Annotated in this window: 18 protein-coding genes and 1 other RNA gene; 2 read left to right on the top strand and 17 right to left on the bottom strand. The window is 56.8% G+C overall.

Annotation, left to right across the window (positions count from 1 at the left end):
* Window positions 1–2: 2 nt before the first annotated feature.
* The 4 genes from nifS to MGLY_RS00335 form a co-directional block, all read right to left on the bottom strand.
* Window positions 3–1,166, bottom strand: coding sequence for a cysteine desulfurase NifS (gene nifS / locus MGLY_RS00320; RefSeq protein WP_156271226.1), 1,164 nt, complete (start codon window positions 1,164–1,166; stop codon window positions 3–5).
* 21 nt (window positions 1,167–1,187) lie between these two features.
* The gene (locus MGLY_RS00325; RefSeq protein ID WP_156271227.1) at window positions 1,188–1,640 is read right to left on the bottom strand and encodes an RrF2 family transcriptional regulator; all 453 of its coding nucleotides are present in this window, start codon (window positions 1,638–1,640) and stop codon (window positions 1,188–1,190) included.
* A gap of 134 nt (window positions 1,641–1,774) precedes the next feature.
* On the bottom strand, window positions 1,775–3,148 hold the full coding sequence (locus MGLY_RS00330; RefSeq protein ID WP_170290852.1) for a VWA domain-containing protein: 1,374 nt from the start codon (window positions 3,146–3,148) through the stop codon (window positions 1,775–1,777).
* Entirely contained in the window at window positions 3,138–4,007 is an 870-nt protein-coding gene (locus MGLY_RS00335; protein WP_156271228.1) for an AAA family ATPase, read from the bottom strand. Before MGLY_RS00335 ends, MGLY_RS00330 begins: the two co-directional genes overlap by 11 nt.
* Before the next feature lie 181 nt (window positions 4,008–4,188).
* Between MGLY_RS00335 and MGLY_RS00340 the strand changes: the two genes are divergently transcribed.
* Entirely contained in the window at window positions 4,189–4,713 is a 525-nt protein-coding gene (locus MGLY_RS00340) for a nitroreductase family protein (RefSeq protein ID WP_156271229.1), read from the top strand.
* Between the two features lie 122 nt (window positions 4,714–4,835).
* Here the strand turns inward: MGLY_RS00340 and MGLY_RS00345 are convergent, their stop codons facing one another.
* Window positions 4,836–5,669 carry an Mrp/NBP35 family ATP-binding protein gene (locus tag MGLY_RS00345; protein WP_156271230.1) on the bottom strand — a complete coding sequence of 278 codons (834 nt, stop codon included), beginning with the start codon at window positions 5,667–5,669 and terminating at the stop codon, window positions 4,836–4,838.
* A gap of 130 nt (window positions 5,670–5,799) precedes the next feature.
* Between MGLY_RS00345 and MGLY_RS00350 the strand changes: the two genes are divergently transcribed.
* Window positions 5,800–7,125, top strand: coding sequence for an AAA family ATPase (locus MGLY_RS00350; protein WP_156271231.1), 1,326 nt, complete (start codon window positions 5,800–5,802; stop codon window positions 7,123–7,125).
* 9 nt (window positions 7,126–7,134) lie between these two features.
* Here MGLY_RS00350 and trxA read toward each other — a convergent pair whose 3' ends face one another.
* The 12 genes from trxA to MGLY_RS00410 form a co-directional block, all read right to left on the bottom strand.
* Window positions 7,135–7,464 carry a thioredoxin gene (trxA, locus tag MGLY_RS00355; protein WP_156271232.1) on the bottom strand — a complete coding sequence of 110 codons (330 nt, stop codon included), beginning with the start codon at window positions 7,462–7,464 and terminating at the stop codon, window positions 7,135–7,137.
* Between the two features lie 29 nt (window positions 7,465–7,493).
* Complete coding sequence (locus MGLY_RS00360; RefSeq protein ID WP_054936450.1) at window positions 7,494–7,787, bottom strand: metal-sensitive transcriptional regulator; 294 nt, start codon at window positions 7,785–7,787, stop codon at window positions 7,494–7,496.
* A gap of 65 nt (window positions 7,788–7,852) precedes the next feature.
* Window positions 7,853–8,575, bottom strand: a complete 723-nt coding sequence (locus MGLY_RS00365; protein ID WP_156271233.1) for a tRNA threonylcarbamoyladenosine dehydratase — start codon at window positions 8,573–8,575, stop codon at window positions 7,853–7,855.
* A gap of 16 nt (window positions 8,576–8,591) precedes the next feature.
* Window positions 8,592–8,776: non-coding RNA, 6S RNA (ssrS, locus tag MGLY_RS00370), on the bottom strand.
* Window positions 8,777–8,836: 60 nt separating this feature from the next.
* Window positions 8,837–10,636, bottom strand: coding sequence for an aspartate--tRNA ligase (aspS, locus tag MGLY_RS00375; RefSeq protein WP_170291170.1), 1,800 nt, complete (start codon window positions 10,634–10,636; stop codon window positions 8,837–8,839).
* A 199-nt stretch (window positions 10,637–10,835) separates the two neighbouring features.
* A complete protein-coding gene (locus tag MGLY_RS00380; protein ID WP_156271235.1) occupies window positions 10,836–12,074 on the bottom strand; it encodes an IS110 family RNA-guided transposase in 1,239 nt (412 codons plus the stop codon).
* Between the two features lie 571 nt (window positions 12,075–12,645).
* Window positions 12,646–13,920 (bottom strand): histidine--tRNA ligase, encoded by a 1,275-nt coding sequence (gene hisS, locus MGLY_RS00385; protein WP_156271236.1) that lies wholly within the window; start codon window positions 13,918–13,920, stop codon window positions 12,646–12,648.
* 12 nt (window positions 13,921–13,932) lie between these two features.
* Window positions 13,933–14,556 (bottom strand): MBL fold metallo-hydrolase, encoded by a 624-nt coding sequence (locus MGLY_RS00390; RefSeq protein WP_156271237.1) that lies wholly within the window; start codon window positions 14,554–14,556, stop codon window positions 13,933–13,935.
* Window positions 14,557–14,701: 145 nt separating this feature from the next.
* A complete protein-coding gene (gene dtd, locus MGLY_RS00395; protein WP_156276058.1) occupies window positions 14,702–15,151 on the bottom strand; it encodes a D-aminoacyl-tRNA deacylase in 450 nt (149 codons plus the stop codon).
* Between the two features lie 60 nt (window positions 15,152–15,211).
* The gene (locus MGLY_RS00400; RefSeq protein WP_156271238.1) at window positions 15,212–17,368 is read right to left on the bottom strand and encodes a RelA/SpoT family protein; all 2,157 of its coding nucleotides are present in this window, start codon (window positions 17,366–17,368) and stop codon (window positions 15,212–15,214) included.
* Between the two features lie 6 nt (window positions 17,369–17,374).
* The gene (gene recJ / locus MGLY_RS00405) at window positions 17,375–20,131 is read right to left on the bottom strand and encodes a single-stranded-DNA-specific exonuclease RecJ (RefSeq protein WP_170290853.1); all 2,757 of its coding nucleotides are present in this window, start codon (window positions 20,129–20,131) and stop codon (window positions 17,375–17,377) included.
* Window positions 20,128–20,451: a LapA family protein gene (locus tag MGLY_RS00410; protein WP_156271239.1), complete on the bottom strand. Its 324-nt coding sequence runs from the start codon at window positions 20,449–20,451 to the stop codon at window positions 20,128–20,130. Before MGLY_RS00410 ends, recJ begins: the two co-directional genes overlap by 4 nt.
* Window positions 20,452–20,454: the final 3 nt, after the last annotated feature.

The raw sequence follows: 20,454 nt of genomic DNA on the forward strand, positions 1-20,454 counted from the left end.
TTTTACCTGTTGTACAGGGGCGACATGGAACGCAGCCGGGCCACTATCTCCGGCATAACTTCCAGGACGTAGTCAATATCTGCTTCCGTATTGTCACGGCCCAGGGTCATGCGTACCGAGCCGTGGGCCACTTCGTGGGGAATCCCCATGGCCAGGAGGACATGGGACGGGTCCAGGGAACCGGAAGTACAGGCCGAACCGCTGGAAGCGCAGATGCCCTTCATGTCCAGGCTCAAAAGCAGGGATTCGCCTTCCACATAGCGGAAGCTGAAGTTGGCATTGGTGGCCACTCGTTTTTCCCTGTCGCCGTTTAACTGCACATCCTCAATCCGGCTCATAATACCGTCAATCAGCTTGTCCCGCAGGGCCTGCAAGCGTTCCATCTCAGCAGGCAATTCCTGGCCGGCCAGTTCCGCGGCCCGGCCAAAGCCGATAATACCCGGCATGTTTTCCGTGCCCGGCCGGCGCTTGCGCTCCTGGGCCCCACCGTGGAGGATAGGGTTAATCCTGGTCCCTTTACGGATATAAAGACAACCAACGCCCTTGGGCCCGTAAATCTTATGGCTGGAAGCCGAGAGCAGGTCAACATTCAATTCATCGACATTAACGGGGATTTTGCCCACGCTCTGGACGGCATCGGTATGGAAGATAATCCCCCGCTCCCGGGCCAGGTGTCCTATCTCTTTAATGGGCTGGATGGTACCCACTTCATTGTTGACGTGCATGACGCTGATGAGGATGGTTTCATCGGTAATGGCCTCTTCGACATCCTCTACCCGTACCAGGCCTTCCGGGGTTACCGGCAGGAAGGTTACTTTAAAGCCATGGCGCATCAAATACTGAGCCGTATGCAGGACGGCATGGTGCTCAATACTGGAGGTTATAATATGGCGGCCCTTTTTCTCGTTGGCCGCCGCCGTGCCGATGAGGGCCAGGTTATCAGCCTCAGTACCACCGCTGGTAAAGAAGATCTCCTCCGGCCGGGCCCCGATGAGGCTGGCTACCTTTGCCCGGGCCTCGTCCAGGGCCTTTTTCGCCTCCCGGCCGTAACTGTAAATGGTGGAGGGATTGCCAAAGGCCTCATCCTTGAGAAAAGGCAGCATGGCGTCCAGTACTTCGGGCCGGACTGGTGTGGTGGCACTGTGATCAAGGTAAACCCTGCGCATTAATTCCACCCTTTTCTTTCCTCAAATATAATACATGTAGTATTTGTCGTTTTGCTGTATTTTACTGGCTTGGGCTACCATGTCAGCCAGGGTAAAGCTGTCCAGGACGTCGCTGATGCTGTCCCGCACCTTTTCCCAGATGCCCCTGGTGACACAGGTTTCCGCCCGCTCGCAGCCCTCGCCTTCGCCGGCATTCAGGCAATCTACCGGGGCAATAGGACCTTCCAGGACGCGGATAATATCTCCCACGGTAATTTCTTCCGGGTCGCGGCTGAGGATATATCCTCCCTGGGCGCCACGGACGCTTTTTACCAGGCCGGCCTTGCGCAAAACGGCAATGAGCTGTTCCAGGTAATGCTCGGAAATATCCTGCCTTTCGGCCACACTTTTAATGGGGATGGGGCCTTCGCCGTAATGCTGGGCCAGGTCAAACATGGCCCGCAGGCCATATTCACCCCGCGTTGAGAGTTTCACCCCACCACCTCCAATCCCTACTGGTTTCCTCGGCAATAATATCTTAGCAACTAACTCGGGTATTGTCAATGCTAAAGTTGACTTTTTTACTCTGCTTTTTAAATTATCCCGTACGGAAAGAAAATATACTGATTTTAGATTCCTTCCCTGGTAATTTCGATTAATTGTTTTAAGTTAGAGCACTCTTTAACGACATGGCAAAAAGGAGCGTAAAGGCCTATTAAGCTATCCTGGGTATTCCACAGGGTCCTGGGTTGGGGATTCAGCCAGATAACTTTTCTTGCTTTCCTGGCTATCCGGGCAAAAGTTTCCACTTCCGGCCGTCGCCAGTTATTACGCGCATCGCCCAAAATTAATAGACTTGTCCAGGAGCTTACCATATCTCCATAACGCTCCAGGAAGAGCTGGAAAACGCGCCCATAATTAGAAAAACCGCTTGCCGAGCAACGGCTAAAACGCGCTACCCGCTCCATTGCCTCAGCAGCCGGGAGGGCGGCGACTTCCAGGGTAATTTCAGCAATTTCATCAACAAAGGCGAAAGTGCGCACCTGGCGAAAAGTATGCTGCATGGCGTATACCATTTCCAGCATAAAAAGGCTAAAAGGAGCAACCGACCCCGAAACATCGCACAGGACTACCAGTTCCGGCTTTGCTTCGCGCTTCCTGCGGTAACGCAACCGCCAGGGCACACCTCCCCGCCGGCAGGCTTCCATAACCGTCCGGCGCAAGTCTATCTTTCCTTTTGGCGCTGCCCGGTAGCGCCAGGAGTACTTGCCTCCTAAATATTGCCCCAGGCGCTTCAAATAAGGCCGCAGGACGGCAATATCTCTTGCAGCCAGATCGGACCAGTTCTTTTCGACCAGGTTATAGGCCCGCAGGATAGGTACTAACGCCTGCGGGCCAAACTTCCGAAATAATTTTATCTCTAACTTTTGGCGGATTAACTTTTCTACCAGCTCCAACCTTTGCCGGGCAACAGAGGCCTCTGTTTTGCCTGCCTGTTCTAATAAATTTAGCCTGTGCTGGACCGCCTTCCAGTTTAACGCCAACCTGGCTTCTTTTACTTTTCCGTCCAGGTGGTCCAAAAACTCCTCCCGCAATTCACCCTGCTGGGCCAGGGAGAACTCGGTCAGGAAATCCAGGGCCTTGTCTGACCCCTCCAGGAGGGCTGCCAGGACATCCTCCACCGGCAGCTGCCTGCTGGCGTGTTTCAGGCCCTGCCCGCTTACAGTACCCCTGCTGCCATCCAGCTTTTTATCTTCCCCGCCAGCACCGCCCCCCTGGAGTTCCAGAAGCCTGGCCAGGGGCATTAAGTTTTCGTATTTTTTTACCAGGGTAACCCGTAAAACGTCCAGCCAGCAGGCAGGAGGGGTAACATTCAATCCCCGCCAGGCATCCAGTACTTCGTCCAGGGAAACGCTTACTCCGGCTGCCCGCAGTAAGGAGGCAATGTCCAGCAATAACCCCGGGATATCCCGGCTGCAACAATCCAGCCCTTTATTTCTCAACCCTGCTCCACCAGCCCCTTTTAGCCTGTACCAGGGTCAGGTCTTCATGGTTTTTGATCAATACCGGTAACGTGGCCCTAATTACCTTCTCATCTATATCAGTTACTTGCAGTTCCTGCAAAACTTTAGCCCATTCCAGGGTTTCCGCTATGCTGGGCGGCTTTTTTAAGCCCCGGCTACGCAGGCTCTGGACGAAACCCACTGCCTGGGATGCTAACGGAGCTGGTATGGACGGCATTTTCAACTTCAAGATGGCTAGCTCTTCCTCACGGCTGGGGTAGTCCAGATAAAGATAAAGGCAACGGCGTCTCAAGGCATCGCTCAATTCGCGGCTGCGGTTGCTGGTAATAACGACTATAGGCCTGCTCCTGGCCTGAATGGTGCCATATTCGGGTATAGAAACCTGGTAATCGGAGAGGGCTTCAAGGAGAAAGCTCTCAAATTCCTCGTCGCTTTTATCAACTTCATCAATGAGCAGGGTAACAGGCTGGCAGCTCAACATGGCCTGCAGCAGGGGGCGCGGTAATAAAAACTCCTCGCTAAAAAGATCTTTTTTGACCTCCTGCCAGGAACTCCTGCCTTGCGCCTGCAGGTAAAGGAGTTGCTTGTGGTAATTCCATTCATATAGGGCCCGGCTTTCGTCCAGTCCTTCGTAACACTGGAGGCGAATTAATTCGGTAGCAGTAGCCCGGGCAAGGGCTTTAGCCAGCTCTGTCTTGCCAACCCCTGCCGGCCCCTCTACCAGGAGGGGTTTACCTAAAACTTCGGCCAGGTAAGCCGCCGTCTTAATGGTATTACCGGCCAGATACCCGGCGCGATACAACTTTTGACCGGCATCCTCAGGGCTTTGGAAAAACAAAATCAACGCCCTCCAAGAATGTAAATCATTTAAGCAAAATTATACATTATAGCATTTTACCATGCCAGGCCTTCATGGGGGGAATAGCAAACTCGCGCCGCAAATGGCCAGGGCTTGCAATACCTGGCAAGGTATGCTAGTTTTATTTCTGCTGGAAATTTAGCAATAGGAGGGCTGAACCTTGACTAAAGACGTAATTGCTGCCATTAAAGAACGGCGGAGCATCCGCCGTTTCAAGCCCGACCCCATTCCCGAAGCTACCATCGGCCGCCTGCTGGAAGCAGCCTGCGCCGCGCCTTCGGCCGGTAACGTGGAGCCGTGGTTTTTCTATTGCATCTATAAGGACGATCTAAAAGAAGCCCTGGCCCGGGCAGCCCTGGGCCAGAAATTCGTTACCCGGGCGCCGGTCGTCATTGTGGTATGCGCCGACCCGGAAAGGGCTGCCACCGCTTACTGTGAACGGGGCCGCAATCTTTATTGCCTGCAAGACACGGCTGCTGCCGTCACTAACCTCCTGCTGGCCGCCACCGGCTACGGCCTGGGGACCTGCTGGGTAGGGGCTTTCAGTGAAGCTGAGGTAAGCCGCGTTCTTTCTTTACCACCCAACCTGCGGCCGGTAGCCATCATACCGGTGGGTTATCCCGACCAGACGCCGGCACCGCGGCCGCGCCGTTCCCTGGAAGAGGTGGTAAGGGTTATACGTTAAATAAAAGTCAAACTGGCCCCGGGATTCTTCCCAGGGCCAGAAAAGCCATTAGATGTTCTTCAGGGACCTTGTAAAGGACGGCCCTGGCTTTAAAACCATTTACCGTGGCAGGAAAGTCAATCCTACCCGGCTATCTTCCTGACAAACTCCCTGGCCCGTTCCAGCAAGGGCCCGCAGTAATCTTCTACCTGGCCGTGGTCGCACAGGGCCGTCAGGTCCGGATCCAGGGGCAGGGTGCCCAGCAGGGGGATACCGGCTTCTGCTGCCGCTGCTCCGGCGCGGCTGGGACCAAAGAGATAAATTTCCTTGCCGCAGTCCGGGCAGAGAGCATAGCTCATATTTTCAACCAGGCCCAGGATCTTAACGTTCATCATGGCCGCCATCTTTACAGCTTTGCGGACCACCATCTGGGCCAGTTCCTGGGGTGAACTGACAATGACCAGGCCGTCCAGGGGTAAAGACTGGAGCACCGTCAGGGGGGCGTCCCCGGTCCCCGGCGGCAGGTCTACCAGCAGGTAATCCAGGTCGCCCCAGATCACATCGGTCCAGAATTGCTTGACGGCCCCGCCGATCAGGGGACCGCGCCAGATGACCGGGTCATCTTCATGGGGCAGCAAAAGGTTAAGGGACATGATCCGGGTACCTCCGGGACTTTGGGGCGGGATCATGCCGTGACCGGTGCCCTCCGGCGGCCGGCGGACGCCGAACATCCTGGGAATGCTGGGACCGGTAATGTCGGCATCCAGGATGCCCGCCTGGTAACCGGCCTGTTGCAGGGCCACCGCCAGCAAAGCCGTTACCGAAGACTTGCCGACGCCGCCCTTGCCGCTCATGATGCCGATAACGTGCTTGATGTTGCTCAGCTCATGGGGCGGGATGCGGCCCGGCTTTTTGGCCTCGCAGGTGGTAGAGTTGCAGGTTGCCGGGTTGCAGGTTTCGCAAGCTTCTGTAGCCAATGTTTTTCACCTCGTAATAATTATACCCTTTTGCGGTCATATGTCAATTAAGAAATAACTGCTATTTTACATCCAGTTGCAAAATGCTAAAATGGAGATAAAAAGCCTGTCCCCTCTTGAGGTGTCATTGATGGACTTATTCGAACAAGCCAGCGAGGAAAGCCGGGAGGCACGGGCGCCCCTGGCGGTAAGGATGCGGCCGCGTACTCTAGATGAATTTGTCGGCCAGGAAAAGATCGTCGGGCCCGGTACCCTGCTGCGCCGGGCTATTGAGAATGACAGCCTGACCTCCATTATCCTCTGGGGGCCGCCGGGGAGCGGCAAAACGACCCTGGCCCGGATTATCGCCCGCATGACCAGGGCCCACTTTGAGTCTTTAAATGCCGTTTTGGACGGCGTTAACGATATTCGCCGGGTAATTGCCGCCGCCCGGGAGCGGGAAAAATACTACCAGCAAAAGACGGTCATCTTTGTGGACGAGATTCACCGCTGGGCCAGGAACATCCAGGACGCCCTCCTCCCCTGCGTTGAGGAAGGGTTACTCACCCTCATCGGTGCCACGGTGGAAAACCCCATGTTCACTGTCAATGCCGCCATCCGTTCCCGTTCCAGGATCTTCCGCCTGGAGGCCCTTACCAGTGAAGCCATCCTGGCCCTCCTCCGCCGGGCCCTGGCGGATCCCGAGCGGGGCCTGGGTAAATTTAGCGTCGAAGTCCAGCCGGAGGCCCTGGAGCACCTGGCCCGGGTGGCCAACGGTGATGCCCGGGTAGCTTTAAACGCCCTGGAGTTTGCCGTCCTCACCACCCCACCGGACGAAAAGGGCCGGCGTATCCTCACCCTGCAAGTCGCCGAAGAGGCCATCCAGCAGCGGGCCGTCCTTTACGACCGGGACGGCGACCAGCATTACGACTGTGTTTCGGCCTGGATTAAAAGCATGCGCGGTTCCGATCCCGACGCCGCCCTCTACTGGCTGGCCCGGATGATCTACGCCGGGGAAGATCCGGCCTTCCTGGCCCGGCGCCTCTTAATCCATGCCGCCGAAGATGTGGGCCTGGCTGATCCCCAGGCCCTGATGGTGGCCAGCGCCGCCGCCCAGGCTGTGGAACGGGTGGGCCTGCCGGAGGGCCGCATTATCCTGGCCGAAGCTACCCTCTATATTGCCCTGGCCCCCAAGAGCAACTCGGTCATCAAGGCCATCGACGCCGCCCTGGCGGCAGTGGAAAAAGAAACCGCCGGCCCGGTACCAATCCACCTGCGGGATGCCAACTACCGGGGCGCGGCCGCCTTCGGCCACGGGAAGGGCTATAAATACCCCCACGACTACCCCGGCGGCTGGGTGGAACAGCAATACCTGCCGGACAACCTCCAGGGGAAAGTTTTTTACCACCCCAGCGACTACGGCCGGGAAGGGCAAATGAAAACCGCCTGGCAACAGCGCACCGGGCGGCGGAAATAATGGGCTAGTTTATAAATTCTTCTCCAGCACCTGGACCAGTTTGTCTTTCGTCTGGTACCCTACCAGCCGGGAGACAACTGCGCCGTTTTTAAACAGTAAAAGGGTGGGAATACTCATAATGCCGTAATCAGACGCTATCGAGGGATACTCGTCCACGTTGAGCTTGGCCACCTTGATTTTACCTTCGTATTCCCCGGCCAGTTGCTCCACAAGGGGAGCAATCATCCGGCAGGGGCCACACCAGGCGGCCCAGAAGTCAACCAGGACCGGGAGCTTCGCGGAGAGCACTTCTTCTTTAAAATTGGCATCCGTGAGGGTAACGATATTGTGCGCTGCCAAACCTATCCTCTCCCTTCGCTTTTTTCCCTTTAGCTGGTGAAGCGGTTTAAAACATCAATAAGCTCATCAATTATTTCTCCATCTTCCTGATTGACTATGGCCGTCCGGACACAGCCACGGACATGGGCTTCAAAAATCATGGTGCCGACCTTTTTCAAGGCTGCCCGCGCGGCGGCAATTTGAATGAGAATATCGACACAATACTTGTCCTCTTCAATCATGCGGTGGATACCCTTGACCTGACCCTCGATCTTCCGCAAGCGGAGCAGTAAATCATCCCGCTGGGGTGCATAGGAACTCTCCTCGCCAGGCCTCCTGCTCACTTCCCTAAACCTCCTTCCCCGGGGATACCCTCATCCAGTATACCGCATTATTATAATAACGGCAACTAAAAATCGGCCCGGTTCAGGATGTTCCTTACCACCAGACTGGCCAGGAGCAGGCCGGCCACGGCCGGGACAAAAACCATACTGCCGGGGGGCTGTCTCTCGCCTGGCGCCAGGTTCGGGTTGGGCCGGGTCGCCAGGGGCGGTTCTTCTGAGTAGACCACTGTCAGGCCCGTAGTGATGCCCCGGGCTTTTAGACCCCGCCGGACGGCCCGGGCCAGGGGGCACCCCCGGGTAGCGCTGATGTCGGCCACCCGTAAACGGGTGGGATCCAGGCGATTGCCGGCTCCCATACTGCTGACCACAGGTACCCCTGCCTGCAGTGCCGTAGCCAGGAGGTCTATCTTCGCTCCCACACTGTCAATGGCATCCACCAGGTAATCCAGGTCGCGCCGGACAAATTGCGGGCCTTTTCCCGGGCTGTAGGCTTCCTGCCGGGTAACTATGACTGCCTCCGGGTTGATCTCCCGGCAGCGCCGGGCCAGGACTTCTACCTTGGGCTGGCCCAGGGTTGAATGTAGAGCCGGTACCTGGCGGTTGATGTTGCTGGGTCGAACTACATCCGCGTCCACCAGTTCCAGGTAGCCTATACCCGCGCGGGCCAGGGCCTCCACAGCAAAGGAGCCGACTCCGCCGGTACCAATTACCGCTACCCTGGCTGCCGCCAGGCGGGCCCGCCCTGCAGGACCAATGAGCATTTCCGTGCGGGACCAGCTACTCTCCACCTTGCCCACCAAAAAATAAAACCCCACAAATGCCGTGCTCACCGTGTGTTTAATGAACCCGCTCTCCGCAGGTGGGTGCCTCCCTGGACGCTTTTTGCTTCCCCTCCAAGGGGGCCTGCAAGCCACGCCCAGAGGTTGGGCTCCCTTTGTATAGGTGTTGGCTCAAAACTCCACGGTGCAACACGAACATCGCAGGGTAAAATTCTTTACTCCTCCTGTTGCAAGGATGATGTTAACACAAACTTAAAGGATTTGCAAGTACTATGCTTTGCCAGCACTGCTTAGTTTACCCGCCGGACGGGCGGTAGTCTTCAGGTGCAGCTCCAGGAGCTGCTCCGGTACGACTGTTGATGGAGCCGCCGTCATCAGGCAGGTCCCGCTCTGGGTCTTGGGGAAAGCGATGCAGTCGCGGATGGTATCCCGCCGGGCCATGAGCATAATCATCCGGTCCAGGCCAAAGGCAATGCCGCCGTGGGGCGGGGTGCCGTATTCAAAGGCCTCCAGCAGGAAGCCAAATTTCTCCCGGGCCTCCTCCGGGGAAAAGCCTAAAAGGCTAAACATTTTTTCCTGGATATCGCGGCGGTGAATGCGGATGCTGCCCCCGCCCAGCTCGACGCCGTTTAAAACCAGGTCGTAAGCCAGGGCGCGCACTTTTAAAGGTGCGGTATCCAGCAGGGGCCAGTCCTCTTCCCTGGGCATGGTAAAGGGGTGGTGCACGGCCACATAACGCTTTTCTTCCGGGCTGTATTCCAGTAAGGGGAAATCCGTTACCCAGGTAAAGGCCAGTTGCTCCGGCTCATAGAGGTGCAACCGCCGGCCTAGTTCCAGGCGTAAGGAGCCCAGGGCGGTAGCCGCCACCGTCTCGCTATCGGCAACAAACAGGAGGAGGTCCCCTTCCCGGCCTCCCATTCTGGCCACCAGTTCCTGGAGTTCCTCGCTGGTAAAGAACTTGGCAATGGGAGAACGGATACCCTCGGCCGTAATGGCCATCCAGGCCAGCCCTTTGGCACCAAAGACGGCCGCAGCTCGCGTCAATTCATCCAGTTCCCGGCGGGAGAAACTGGCGCCACCGGGAACGCACAGGCCCCGTACCACCCCGCCCCGGGCGGCCGCGTCGGCAAAAACTTTAAAGCCGCACCCTCTAACCAGGTCGGATACATCGATAATCTCCAGGCCGAAGCGGACATCAGGTTTATCGGACCCAAAGCGGGCCAGGGCCTCTTGATAGGTCAGCCGCGGCAGGGGAAGGGTAAGTTCAATCCCCAGGGTTTCCCGGAAAACATGGGCCATTAATTCTTCCACCAGGTTTAAAATATCTTCCCGCTGGATAAAGGACATCTCCATATCCAGCTGGGTAAACTCCGGCTGGCGGTCGGCCCTTAAGTCTTCGTCCCGGAAACAGCGGACGATCTGGAAATAACGCTCTATACCGGCCACCATGAGAATCTGTTTAAAGAGCTGGGGTGACTGGGGCAGAGCAAAAAATTCCCCCGGCCGCAGCCGGCTGGGCACCAGGAAATCCCGCGCCCCTTCCGGGGTGCTGCGGGTCAGCATGGGTGTTTCAATTTCCCAGAAGCCCCGGCTGTCCAGGAAAGCGCGGATGGCCCTGGTCGTCCGGTAACGCAGGTACATTATGCCCTGCATTTCCGGGCGGCGCAGGTCCAGGTAGCGGTAACGCAGGCGTAAGGCTTCGTCGACCTCAATGTTATCCTCAATGTAAAAGGGCGGCGTTTTGGCCCGGTTAAGGATGCGCAGTTCCCGCGCCTCGACTTCAATGGTGCCGGTAGCCAGTTTGGGATTGGCTGTGCCTTCCGGCCGCGGCCGCACCCTGCCGGTCACCGCCACCACATATTCATTGCGTACCTCTTCGGCTTTCTTAAAGGCCGGTCCTGCCTCCGGGTCGCAGACAACCTGTACCAGGCCGGAACGGTCGCGCAAGTCGATAAAGATGAGGCCGCCGTGGTCGCGGCGGCGGTGCACCCAGCCCATGAGGGTTACTTCTTTACCTGTATCTCCTGCCCTGAGCTCCCCGCAGCCATGGCTGCGGTGCAGCCCGGCCATAGACTCGATCACTAATATCCACGCTCCTCCGAAATCACTAAGGCTTACAGTTCAGCCCATATTTCACTTTAGTGGAAATAATTAGTGTGCGTTATTGCTGTATAAACTTTACTCTGGCGGTATAGCTATACTAAAATGTGTCTTTTTACCATTGCATGCTTGCACCTAGCATTTATCTTTCCTTTGGCTTTTTTTAAAACTAGGCAACAGAAGGCTTTTCTTCTAGAGTTACTGTGTAACCTTGGGCTTCTATTTGCTTTACTAACCGCCTTATTCGGCGTTCTCGTTCTTCTTTGGTATAGTAGTTTGGTCCTGGATCCTGGTAATGGGCTTTATCTTTTAGGAGATGGTAGATAATTTTTATCAGACTATGGGCGATGGCTAGCAGGGCTTTTTTCTTGCCTAGTCGTGGCGCTAATCGACGATATTTCGCGGAGAGATAGCTGTCTTTTGTTCGTATTGCGGCCCAGGAACATTGGACTAATATTGCTCTTAAGTGTTGATTTCCTTTACGGGTTTTCCCACTCTTTCGTTTACCGGCACTTTCGTTGTTACCGGGACAGACCCCTGCCCATGAGGCTAAATGGTCAGCATCAGGAAAGGGGGTCATGTCGACGCCTATTTCGGCAATTATATCCTGGGCTGCTTCTTTTTTTATGCCGTTTACTTCAGCTAGTCTCCCCGCTTCTTCGAAAAAAGGCTCCATCCTTTTTTCGATTTCGGCATTTAGTTCTTCGATTTGTTGCTCTAAAAACTCCAGGTGCTCTAGTTGTTGTTTCAACAATAGCCGGGTATGTTCTTCTATTTTCCCCTCCAGGGCTTTTTCTAGTTCTGGTATCTTCTTGCGTAATTTCCCCCTGGCCATTTGCGCTAGTTCTTTTGGATCTTCGTTCCCGTTAAGCATCGCTTTTAGTATCTCTCGCCCTGATACGCCCATGATATCTGTGGCTACTGAACTTAATTTGATATTGCTGTTTTCTAGCTGCTTTTGGACCCTTTGCACCTCGCGGCTGTGTTCTGCTACCAAAGCCGCCCTATACCTGGTTAACTCCCTTAATTCCCTTATTTCTTTCGGCGGGATAAAGCTTCCTGCTAGCAGGCCATGCCTTAAAAGTTCGGCTAGCCACACCGCGTCTTTGCAGTCGGTTTTCTTCCCCTTTAAGGCTTTAAAGTGTTCGGGGTTGATCAATATTAATTCTGGTATTTGGCCTTCTAAAATGTTGTATATCGGTTTCCAATATACTCCGGTGCTTTCCATGGCTACGGCAGTAACTCCGTTTTCTAAAAGCCATCCCCGTAACCCTTCTAAGTCTTCGGTCATGGTGCCAAAGGTTCTTATTTCTTGTTTTAGTTGTTTTTCTCCTGGCGTGATCAGACACGCCACTACCTTTTTCTTGTGGACATCTAGCCCACAGCAGCGTTCATACACTACTTCCATTTCGTGGTTTCTTGCTTTCCCCTCTTTCTTTTTTATTTTTTATTTAACTACTGCCAAGAGACACCTCCATGGTCTAAGAATCTCCTCCACGTGCTCAGCCTTCCAAGGCGGGTACTTTACCTTGTTGAGGCCTGCTTTACAGTTCGTGGTTCCTAAAGGTGTCTGGATCAGACTCCTCCTCGGGCTCCTTGTCCGGCACCAGAGCGAAATCGATCCTTTTCATGGCAGTGTTTTAACTTATACTATCACCTATTTCATGTGTCGTGGAGGGGGCGCCAGCCCCCATGGGGGGCTCCTCTAAAATGCCGGTATTTCACCTGGCTTTGTTTTTGCTCGCTCCCTGGCCCTCTCGGAGCGGCCTAAGGCTCAGCCGTGAGGCGGAAAGATCGGGGTCCCCGCCTATTCGGCATCCTTGCCTTGAGAATCCGGCCTCGGACCTCCCGTTCCCGGCCGCCCTCGCTCTTCGGCGCAACTTCGGCCGCTCAGCCGCCCGGGCCAGGTCGCTCTCGCCATACAAAAGCCAGGGGCCACTGTCCCCATACGGGACTCTTACCCTAACTTCCCACTCAATTTAGCCACCACAGGTTCCCTTCACCCGGCGGCAATACTCCACTGCTGCCTCTAAAGGTACTTCTTCCTGGGCCCCGGTATCCAGGCAGCGGACCAGGACCTGCCCCCGGGAGAGTTCTTCCTCCCCGAGGATTACGGCCAGTCTGGCCGGATAGCGGTTGGCATACTTCATCTGGGCCTTGAGGCTGCGGCCCAGGTAGTCTTTATCAGCCATTAAGCCTCCCGCCCTTAAACCGGCCAGCAGGTGTACGGCAGCCCTTTCTACCCCGGCGCCGGCCGTGACTACCAGGACATCTATCCCTCTATCCGGCGTTAAATCCCGGCCCTGGGCTTCCAGGGCGAGCAAGACCCGCTCCAGGCCCAGGCCGAAGCCAATACCCGGCACCGGTTTACCCCCCAGGGCCTCCACCAGGCCGTCATAACGACCGCCGCCGCCAATGGAACTCTGGGCGCCGATGCCTTTGACCATTATCTCAAAGGCTGTGTTGGTGTAGTAATCCAGGCCGCGTACCAGGTGCTCGTCCAGGATAAAGTCAATCCCCAGTTCTTGCAGGTACTCCTGGACGCGCTCGAAATGCTCACCGCAGTCCGGGCAGAGGGAAGCGGCTAGCGTCGGCGCCCCGGCCACTATCTCCTGGCAGGCCGGGCTCTTGCAGTCAAAGATGCGTAAAGGATTACGCTCAAAACGGCCCTGGCAGGTGGGGCATAGATCGGTTAGGTGCGGCCGCAGGTAATCCTGCAGTTTCTCCCGGTGCCGGGGCCGGCAGGCCGGGCAGCCGACGCTGTTTAAATGCAGTTCCAGGTCCTTCAGCGCTAGGCGATTATAAAAATCCATGGCCAGGGCGATAACCTCGGCATCCAGGGCCGGGTCACGGGAACCAAAGGCTTCTACCCCAAACTGGTGGAACTGGCGCAGCCGGCCAGCCTGGGGGCGGCCGTAACGGAACATGGGACCCAGGTAAAAAAGCTTTACCGGCAGTCCCCCGGCCTCCAGGTGGTGCTCCAGGAAGGCCCGCACTACCGGCGCCGTGCCTTCCGGCCGCAAAGTCACGCTGCGCCCGCCGCGATCGGTAAAGGTATACATTTCCTTCTCCACAATATCGGTGGTATCCCCGACGCCGCGGTTAAAAAGCTCGGTATGCTCAAAAACAGGCGTCCGGATTTCCCGGTAGCCGTACAGCCGGCTGACCTCCCTGGCAGTGGCCTCCAGTAAGTACCAGCGGCCCACCTCCTCCGGGAGGATGTCTTCCGTACCCCGTGGTCGACTGGTTAGCATCTCAGGCCTCCCTTAAGTAAAAAAGGGATTATCGGCCCGCTCGGCACCAATGGTAGAAGCCGGGCCGTGGCCGGGATAAATTTCCAGCTCGTCATCCAGGACAAAGAGCTTTTCTTTAATGGAATTAAGCAACTGATTAAAAGAACCGCCGGGAAAATCGGTACGGCCAATGGAACCGGCGAAGAGGGTATCGCCGGTAAAGATTAAACCCTCGCCCTGCAAACAAATCCCACCCGGGGTATGGCCGGGGGTATGGATAACCGTCAGGGTAATGGTCCGGCCAACGGTGATGGTGTCGCCCTCCTGCAAGAGGCGGTCGGCCCCGGGGCTGCTTACCCTGGTGCCCATTAGCACGGAAAGATTGCGCCCGGGCTCCGTAAGGAAGGGGGCATCGTCCCTGTGGATGAGGATGGCGGCGCCAGTGGCGTTCTTTATAGCCCCGTTGGCCCCAATATGGTCGATATGGCCGTGGGTATTGATGATATAGCGGATTTTTAAGCCCGCTTCCCGGGCTGCTGCAAGAATCCGCTCTCCTTCGGCACCGGGGTCAATGACGGCCCCTTCTTTAGTTTCCTGGCAACCGACCAGGTAGCAATTGGTGCCAATGGGACCCACAACCATGGTTTTGAGAAACATTAGTCCACCTTCCCCCTGAAAACCAGTTTGATACCTGTTTAAAACAGACATGTGCCTGCATTTCCAGCAAATAAGCAGCTGGGACCGCAAGCTCTATTCGGAAACTGTTGGAGCCAGTTTCTGCACCGCTAACTTCCCACTACTACTAAAATAACCTCTCGCTGTCCAGGAGCATGGTTACCGGGCCATCGTTTTCCAGGGCTACCAGCATGTCGGCCTGGAACTGGCCCGTCGCTACCCTGATCCCGTATGCCGCCAGGGAGGCAATAAATTGCCGGTACAGCTCCCCGGCTAATTCCGGTGGCGCCGCAGCGGTAAAACTGGGCCGCCGCCCTTTGCGGCAGTCGCCATAGAGGGTAAACTGGGAAACGGCCAGGACCTCGCCGCCTACCTCCCGGACCGATAAGTTCATTTTACCTTCATTATCAGCAAAAATCCGCAAGTTGGCTACCTTGTCGGCCAGGTAGGCGACATCATCACCATTATCTCCCTGGCCTACCCCAAGGAAAACCACCAGCCCGGGGCCAATGGCGCCTACTTCCTGCCCCTCGACCGTCACCCGCGCCCTTTTAACCCGTTGCACGACCGCTCTTATACCTGTCACCTGCCTTCCAGTTTAACACAAAAAACCACGAAAACAAAGCCCGTGGTCATCTTAACCGGGAACCACCCTTTTGACCTCCATCACATCGCGGATACGGCGGATTTTATCCATAATATAGTTCAGGTGCTCCAGGCTCCTGATTTCAATCTTTAAGTCCACCAGGGCCTGGTCATTCCTGGTGGCCCGGGCGTGGACAGAGTTAATAATAGTTTTGGTATCTGCCACTGCGGCCATAATATCCATGGCCAGGTTGGGCCGGTCCAGGGCCAGGGCCTCAATATGCACCTGGTAGGTGGCGTCAGCGGTACCGTCCCAGGCCACCTCAATAATCCGCTCCCTTTCCGTTTCCCGGTGGTGGTTGATATTGGGGCAGTCGGCCCGGTGGACGCTGACCCCCCTTCCCCTGGTTATATAACCCAGGATGGCATCCCCGGGCAGGGGATTGCAGCAGTGGGCCAGGCGGATGTCCAGGTTATCCATCCCCTTGACCCGGATGCCATGGGAAGGTTTGCCGTAGCCGCTCCAGGGCTTAACTGTTGTTTTAGCAACCTCCGCAGGCGGCGGTACTTCTTCTTCCCCCTTCAGACGGCCGAGTACCTGATAGGGGGTAAGGACGCCATCGCCCACCATGACATACAGGTCTTCGCTGGTGGCCACATTGAATTTCCGGGCCGCTTCCTGGAGCAAAGCGAGTTTTAGAATTTCTTCCGGGTCAAAGCCCTGCTTCTGGCATTCCTTTTCCAGCAGTTCCCGGCCCCTGGCCAGGTTTTTCTCCCGCTCTTCCTTTCTAAACCACTGGCGGATGCGGTTTTTGGCCTGGGAAGTCTTGACGATGTGCAGCCAGTCCCGGCTGGGGCGGCTGCCCTTGGTGGTTAAAACTTCAACAATATCCCCTGTTTTTAACTTATAATCCAGGGGTACAATGCGGCCGTTAACCCGGGCCCCGGTACAGCGGTGGCCCACATCGGTATGCACCCGGTAGGCGAAGTCTATGGGCACCGAACCGGCCGGCAGTTCCACCACATCCCCCCTGGGGGTAAAGACGTAGACGCGATCGGAAAAGAGATCGATCTTCAGGGATTCCATGAACTCCCGCGGATCGCGCAGCTCTCGCTGCCAGTCCAGGAGCTGCCGCAGCCAGGTCAATTTTTGCTCAAAGTCCGGGTCCGAGTTACCGCCGTCTTCTTTATAGCGCCAGTGGGCGGCAATACCATATTCGGCCGTGCGGTGCATTTCCCAGGTGCGGATCTGGATCTCAAAGGGATCACCGTTAGGCCCGATAACGGTGGTATGCAGGGACTGGTACATATTGGGCTTAGGCATGGCAATGTAATCCTTAAAGCGCCCGGGGATGGGCTTCCAGAGGGCATGGACCAGCCCCAGGACGGCATAACAATCCTTTACGGTATCAACAATCACCCGGACGGCGATGAGGTCATATATTTCGCTTAACTCCTTGCCCTGCTTGACCATTTTATTATAAATGCTGTAAAAATGCTTGGGCCGCCCCTGGATGTCGGCTTTAATACCACCTTCGGCTAATTTCTCCCCCAGGATCTTAACCACTTGCTGGATATATTCTTCCCGTTCCCGGCGCTTCATGTTGATGCTGTTGACCAGCTCATAATAGCGTTCAGGCTCGAGATAGCGCAGGGACTGGTCCTCCAGCTCCCACTTCAGGCGGAAAATACCCAGGCGGTGGGCCAGGGGAGCGAAGATTTCCAGGGTCTCCCGGGCAATCTCCTGCTGCTTTTCCGGCGGGTGGTGTTTCAAGGTGCGCATGTTATGCAGGCGGTCGGCCAGCTTGATCAGGATGACCCGGATATCCTGGGCCATGGCCAGGAACATCTTGCGCAAAGTCTCCGCCTGCTGTTCTTCCTTGGTCTTGTATTCCAGGCGGCTGAGCTTGGTGACGCCGTCGACCAGAAGGGCCACTTCATCGCCAAAGATTTCCTTGATGGTATCCAGGCTGATGGGCGTATCTTCCACCACGTCATGGAGCAGGGCTGCTGCTATAGTCACGACATCCAGCTGCAATTCCGCCAGGATGGCGGCCACATTTAAGGGGTGGGTAATATAATCTTCCCCGGAGCGCCGCTTCTGTCCCTGGTGGGCGGCAGCGGCAAACTGATAAGCGTCCTCCAGGAGCTTCAGGTCCGTTCCCGGCTGGTAACTTTTAACCTGTTGCTCCAGTTCCTTCAGGTCCACAGGACATCACCTCCCGCCTGTTATTTGCCGGTAAAATTTCCGGGCCATTTCCGTTTCAGCTAAGAGCTGGCGGTAACGCCGGGAAGCCATTAAATTGCTCCTGGCAGCTACCTCCTGGAGATGGACAGCCAGTTCCTGGCCCTGGTTTTCGACGCGGATGAGCCCCAGTTCCTCAAAAATCGCCAGGTACCATCGTTGATGATAACCTTTATTATTAATTATGTAAAGGCCACTGCCGTTGTTAGTCCCCTTTTGCAACTGGCGGTAAAATGCCGCCAGTTCCTGGCGAAGATTTTCCGGCTGCCTGTCCCCTTCCCGGATGTTGATATACACTTCCGGTACCTGTTCAGCCGCCGGCAGGGCCAGTTCTATTTCTTCCTGGCTGCCGGGAGAGTAATTAAAGATTACGGCGCCTGCCGGGTAAAACCACGCCGGCATCTGCCGGCTGGCTACCAGCAGCGGCAGCCGGCCGCTCAAAGCCCCTTCCCGGGCGAGCCAGAGGTGCCGGGGATCAAGAAAAGTATCTACGGCCAGCCGCACCCCCGGCAACTCCTGCCGCAACCGGGCTGCCAGTTGCAGCATCTGCGTAGCGTCCCTTTCATAAAGGAGGACGTTTTGTCCCCTGGCCAGCAGGTCTGCCAGGAGGGGCAGCAGTTCCGGGAATACCTGCCAGGTTGCCGGATCACCGGCAGGCCGTAACACGTACCCTGCCTCCTGTTCACCAGTAACCAGGGCAGATATCAGGAAGGAGTCTTGCCGGGCTTCTGTACCTGCCGGCCAGAAGGGGTGACAGGTAATGATCCCCCTTCCCTGGCTTAAAATCCTGTTAAAACCCGCCTGTCCCAGCCAGGGGCCCAGGGGGCGTAAGGATACTGGATTCTTTAAACATCGCTTTAAACCGTAATAGCACTGGCGGATAGCCAGGCTGGTGGCGAATAAAAGCCCCGTGACAGGCCGGTTGCCGTTTAAGACTGCCTGCAATTGCCGGCACCAGGTGGGATTGGCACCTGCCTGGCTGGTTGCCGCCACCAGTTCCTTACTTACAACCGGCAGTGCTGGTATCCTGCCGGCCGGCCGGAGGGCTGCCAGCGAAAGCTGGAGCTCCTCCCGTCCCTGGTAGTTGTCCCGCTCCAGGTAAAAGGCCAGATCCACCAGGTCACCGGGAGACAGGCCCGGCGGTAATTGCAGGTTAAAGCCAATGGCCTCCACTTGCCTGCCTTCCCCGCCTACCGTCAACTTTAAATGGGCACCATTGCTGCCGACCTGGCGGGCTGCCTTTAAGCGGGCGTTGCGGTAGACCAGGAGGGGGCGGGGATTGCCCTCGCCATAGGGAGCCAGGCCCTCCAGCTCCGCCAGTAGCTCCCAGTCCAGCTGGCTGAAAAGGACTTCCGCCTCAGGTGCTATTGCCGGAGCCGGTTGCACCTCAGTCATCAGTGACCTCACAGCTTCATTAAAAGCGGCCTGGAAGGCCGGGATTTCTTTAGCAGCGATCTCCAGCCCCGCTGCCTGGGCATGGCCGCCAAAGGCCAGGAGGTGAGAACGGCACCTGGTAAGGATTTCATGGAGATTGATACCCGGGAGGCTGCGCGCCGAACCCCGCCCTCTATCCCCCGCCAGGGCAATTAAAACAACCGGGCAGTTAAATTTTTCTACCAGGCGGGCGGCAACAATGCCAGTTACCCCCGGGTGCCAGCCCTCAGCCGCCAGGACCAGGCCCTGGTCGCCTGCCGCGTAAGCTTGCGCGGTCATGGTTTCGGCCTCGACGGCAATGCTCTCCTCCAGGAGCCTGCGGGCCTGGTTTTCCTTCTGCAGGTGCTGGGCCAGCTCCAGGGCTCGCTGGGGAGAAGAAGTAAGTAAAATTTCCAGGGCCGGCATGGCACTTCCCAGGCGGCCGCAGGCATTCAAGCGGGGAACAAGGCCGAAGGCCACTTCCCGGGCCGTCCACTCCCTGGCCGGCAGGCCTGCCACCTCTCCCAGGGCCTTCAGGCCGGGCCGCGCGCCTCCGGCCAGGGCTTTTAAACCCAGCTGGACCAGGAGGCGGTTTTCTCCCAGGAGGGGTACGGCGTCGGCGATGGTTGCCAGGGCTACCAGGTCCAGGGCCCAGCCGGCGGCCACTTCCCCTTGCGGCGCGAGGCCAAAGTAATTCGCCAGGGACTGGGCCAGTTTAAAGGCCACCCCGGCGCCGCAGAGGGGAGGCAGGTCCGGTGCCAGCAGGGGGTTAACTACGGCCCTGGCTTGCGGCAATTCCGTCCCGGGCCGGTGGTGGTCGGTAATAATCAAGTCCAGCCCCTGCTGCCTAACGAAGATAGCTTCCGCCAGGGAAGTAATGCCGCAGTCCACCGTTACCACCAGGCGGCAATCTAACTCTAACGCTTTCATGAGGCCCTTCTTTTTTAAACCGTAGCCCTCGGCCAGGCGGTCGGGCAGGTAAACTTCCGCCTCGACCCCCAGGCGCGCCAGGGTTTCCAGCATAATGGCCGTGGCCGCCAGGCCGTCAACATCATAGTCACCATGGACCATGATTTTTTCCCGCTTTTCTATGGCCTGGACCAGGCGATCCCGGGCCGCCGGCAGGCCGGGAATTTTCTCCGGCGGGATGAGATTGGCCGGGTCCGGCTGGAAAAAGGCCCTGGCCGCTGCCGCCGTAGTTATGCCCCGGTTGAGGAGAATTTGCGCCGTCACAGGGGAGATATGTAACTCCCGGGCCAGGGCCAGCCTCTCCGGCAGGTTAACTGGAGGTATGGCCCACTGGGTTCCTGTCAAGCTTCCTGCTCCCTTTCCAGCCGGCCTGCCCCTGCTCCCGCTCCCGCTGCCGCTTGCTCGCGGTGGGCTATGGTTTCCTGCAATCTTTTAAGCTGGCTTTTTAATTCTCTTATTTCCCGTGCCTGGCGTACCTGCCTGACGGCGCCCAGCAAAAATACCACCAGGGCACCGAAGGCTGCCGACCCCAGGATAACCAGGACCAGGGAAATATTGCTAAATTGCCAGGATAAAAAATTAATTTCTACCGGGCCTGCATTCTGGACGGCAAAGATAGCCACCAGCAGGGCAAAAAAAATGGCCAGGAGGGAAAAAATCTGCATCGC

The sequence above is a fragment of the Moorella glycerini genome, from assembly GCF_009735625.1.
Taxonomy (GTDB): domain Bacteria; phylum Bacillota; class DSM-521; order Neomoorellales; family Neomoorellaceae; genus Neomoorella; species Neomoorella glycerini.

Bases quoted from the DNA above. Each gene is read 5' to 3' on its own strand.
- nifS (WP_156271226.1), bottom strand. From the start codon at position 1,166: ATGCGCAGGGTTTACCTTGATCACAGTGCCACCACACCAGTCCGGCCC.
- MGLY_RS00350 (WP_156271231.1), top strand. From the start codon at position 5,800: ATGGACTTATTCGAACAAGCCAGCGAGGAAAGCCGGGAGGCACGGGCG.
- aspS (WP_170291170.1), bottom strand. From the start codon at position 10,636: ATGGCCGGGCTGCACCGCAGCCATGGCTGCGGGGAGCTCAGGGCAGGA.
- MGLY_RS00380 (WP_156271235.1), bottom strand. From the start codon at position 12,074: ATGGAAGTAGTGTATGAACGCTGCTGTGGGCTAGATGTCCACAAGAAA.
- hisS (WP_156271236.1), bottom strand. From the start codon at position 13,920: ATGCTAACCAGTCGACCACGGGGTACGGAAGACATCCTCCCGGAGGAG.
- MGLY_RS00390 (WP_156271237.1), bottom strand. From the start codon at position 14,556: ATGTTTCTCAAAACCATGGTTGTGGGTCCCATTGGCACCAATTGCTAC.
- MGLY_RS00410 (WP_156271239.1), bottom strand. From the start codon at position 20,451: ATGCAGATTTTTTCCCTCCTGGCCATTTTTTTTGCCCTGCTGGTGGCT.